The organism is Candidatus Phytoplasma melaleucae (assembly GCF_030588185.1).
GTDB lineage: Bacteria > Bacillota_I > Bacilli_A > Acholeplasmatales > Acholeplasmataceae > Phytoplasma > Phytoplasma melaleucae.
This window is the reverse complement of the sequence record NZ_JAOSID010000016.1, coordinates 1-3338: the sequence shown is the minus strand read 5'-3', so window position 1 is coordinate 3338 and position 3338 is coordinate 1. Positions and strand designations below refer to the sequence as shown.

Here is a 3338-nt window from a genome sequence, read left to right as displayed (position 1 = left end):
ATTAATCATATTAAAACTCAAATTCAAAGATTAAGAGATGGTCACAGAGCGATTAGTTTAATTATTGAAGGTATTACCAAAATAGGGAAAACAGAATTAATTTGGGCTATTTGTAAAGAACTGGAAAGGAATAAATGCATGTTACAAGACTTTCAGAACAGTCATGAACTGGTGCCTTTTAGGTCAGATTTCTTGGATATTAAATCCAAATAAATTTCATTAATAAGTGGATCCAATTAATTCTGACCGGGCTTTCCCTGCAGGTTTTCAAAAGATGAGTAATTTTGGCACTTGGTTGTTTTGCATAACTAGTTGCATACTCAGATTAGCCCATGTCCTAAAAACCAAGCAAGACGTGCATCTCTTTTATTGTTCCATGTTTAACAAGATATCCTTGATAATATAATTAATAGAGTATGGTTGGAAGCGAAGTCTTTACTCTCAGGAAAAAATATCGCCTTTCCCTTTATTCCATCATCATGTTAATACCAGTCCACTAGGTGTGGAAGCAAGCTTGGAACAGCAGCTCTCAGCATCTCTAATCATAATTAATTAATGGGACAGCCTCTTAAATGTGGCTTTGAATTCCTCCTGGCATCCTCCTCTCTTACCCCTCCATTAATGGGTCATTACACAGTTTCATTTGTAGTTTGCCTCCAAGTTTAGTGTGATCAGCAGATCAAAGGCAAATTCAAAACCTTTATAATCTGAATATCTATGTGACCGTCCATCTTTTCTCAACCATTCTACCATGCACTGGATTATATGTCTATGTAACTTTAGCTGCTTCCTTTACCAAGAAGCTCTGTAATAAGCCAAGCTAGCTAGCTAGTAACACATCTCACACAATATGAGAGAACCGGTGGAAAGGCAATATTAAGCCAAGTTCTCACACAGTGTGCAGTCTTACCAAGAAGAAGTTATTGTAATCCCCTCGGGATAATAAATGGAGAAGGCCTCTCACTTGTTCTCATGATCTTGTTGATATACTAGTATCCATTCATGGAGCTATTTTTTCTAACCATGGCATTACAGATTATATTTTGTGAAGGATTACACTTTTCTGTAAAGTTAGCTTGACATTTTACAAGGGACAGGAGGAATAAGATGGATTGGCATAAAATTAGCATGTTTTCCTTCAAATATTCTTTGACAGCTTCTTTTCTGTGGCTAGCAATTCAAAACAGGCTTGCCTAGAATGATAGAATGCTAAAGTGTAGTTATTTCATTTCCCCTTCTTTGGTTTTCTGTGATGGTGTTTTTGAAGCAAGCAAAATGTTTTACTTGCCTATTAGCAAGCAGACTTGGCAGCATCTACTGGTTTTATCAAGCATAACAAGTGGTAAGTAGAATGTTGCGTTTCATTGGCCAAAAGGGACTTTGAAAGGGAAAGCTCTTCCTTCTTTGCTCTTAAAGTTGGCTCAGAAAACACATCTAGACCATGTTTGGATTTCTCATACTGCGGAGATTCGTAATATGTCCATTACTTGTTCAGTTAAGTTTGGCCGGCTCCTGTTAGTGATTTTAAGGAAAAGACCAACATGCCATTAAAATGAGTCGTTATTAGGCAGGGCATTCACATATTAGTGGGAATTACCCCATCCAACTTCCTTTGGATGGACTATGAAAGTTACTTATAACAGGAAAATAAGATCAGAGCAGCCACACAAAGGAACATACCTTCATCTTCTTCATCGTAATTATCCATATCAAGCTCCTTCAAACCATCGGTTATATCCTCAAAAACAGATCCAACTTTTGTCACCTTGGAACTTCTCCCGAGTGCATCAGCAGCAAATAATGCAGTGGAAACTTCATCAGTCTTTTCCAAAGCAACCACGTCCATGTTGTCATCATCCTCCTCGCCATCACTATCTCCACTGCACGAAAATCAAGCACAAGCTATAACAACAGAATGTGTGCAATCATAGATTCTCTCTCGACAATTTCACTAAAGCAAACAAAGCTATATCTCTTGATAAGATTGCCAAAATACATCATACAGCAGAATCAAACCAGAAAGAAAGAAAATGCAAAGAAAATCTCCATTAACTATATCATAGTAATTTTTCTCTCAATGCTCCAGGAAATGTATGCAGTTCTTACATGCCCAGATAGACAGACCCCTATTCTATCTTAATTGACTAATAAAATATACGTAAACAGCTTCTTGGGCACTCCTTGCAAATTTCCAATACTCTGATTTCAATACACTGTTGTTGGTCACCGATTCAACTTCATTTCACCGCAAACAACCGAGAATCAGTCCATCTTAAATGACATCATAGACCTAAACAGACAGTTCAAGAACCTAACTGACACACATGGACCAAACGTCACATTAGTCATTAGCGCCATCGTGCATCCAGCTCACTAAAATCACACAGAGACTATTTCTTTACAAGTCATTCAGGTTGCTAGAGACAGAATGAATACATGGCCAAAGACATTAAAAAGAGAGAAACTTCTTTTTACCTTCTTTCCAGAACTCCACTCTTCAAAATTTCTTCAATTTCCTCCTTGGAAGGCGGTTCGGCCACGTTGGGTACCGCCTTCGAAGCCCCTCTAGGAACCCATGATATTGCCGCAATCATCCCTTCAAAAGACAAATAACCTGAATTCAACATCCACAACCCCAGAAAGCCGCCCTCCACTCCAATACTTCAGCACCACCAACAGATGAGTACAAAATCAAACAGCGGTCAACAAAAAGCTGAAGAGCCTGATGCGAAGTTCAGAGGTGAAGAAATAGAAGAAGGAGTCGCCGAAGAGGCAAGGTTTTAGCTTTTCTTAGACTGCAAACCCCGCCACAAGGGTTTTAGCTCATGTGGTGGGAAAAGGTTGTTATAAACTGACCAGATATCGAGATTTCCATGCTTGTTGGCTCAGACTCAAGCCGCTGGTTCTCCAGCGACTAGCCACAGAGTAGGGCCAAGGAGGATAGACTGCCCAGGTTTTTGATAAAAATAAAAATTAAAAGAACCCAGCATTTATAATGGAACACCAGACGGCCGTCCACCAATGTATCAATCCAACATTATCCAATCAAGACTCACGCTCCCAGCCGCATCATGACAACTAGAAAACTTGTACCAACGAAACAACTTAGCAAAAGGGAGATTCCGACTTGGTAAGAATGAAATCATGGCCGAAATTGAGATCAACAATTAATGGAAACCTTGTGCTAAAGAAAAAAAAATAATAATAACAATTTATGGTTGTGTGCACTCTGATACACACAGATTAGATGAGAACCCATAAACATTCGGGGATGCTTTTGTTTGATAATTAGAGTTTTAAGTGGATGTGCTTTGTCTGGGCATGCTATTGACATTGAC

2 protein-coding genes are annotated in these 3338 nt (G+C 38.9%); one reads left to right on the top strand and one right to left on the bottom strand.

Annotation, left to right across the window (positions count from 1 at the left end; genetic code table 11):
- On the top strand, positions 1 to 213 hold a 213-nt coding region (locus OC680_RS02155; RefSeq protein ID WP_304515472.1), incomplete at its 5' end, for a hypothetical protein.
- A gap of 1417 nt (positions 214 to 1630) precedes the next feature.
- Here OC680_RS02155 and OC680_RS02150 read toward each other — a convergent pair.
- Positions 1631 to 1846 carry a hypothetical protein gene (locus tag OC680_RS02150; RefSeq protein ID WP_304515471.1) on the bottom strand — a complete coding sequence of 72 codons (216 nt, stop codon included), beginning with the start codon at positions 1844 to 1846 and terminating at the stop codon, positions 1631 to 1633.
- Between the last annotated feature and the right edge of the window lie 1492 nt (positions 1847 to 3338).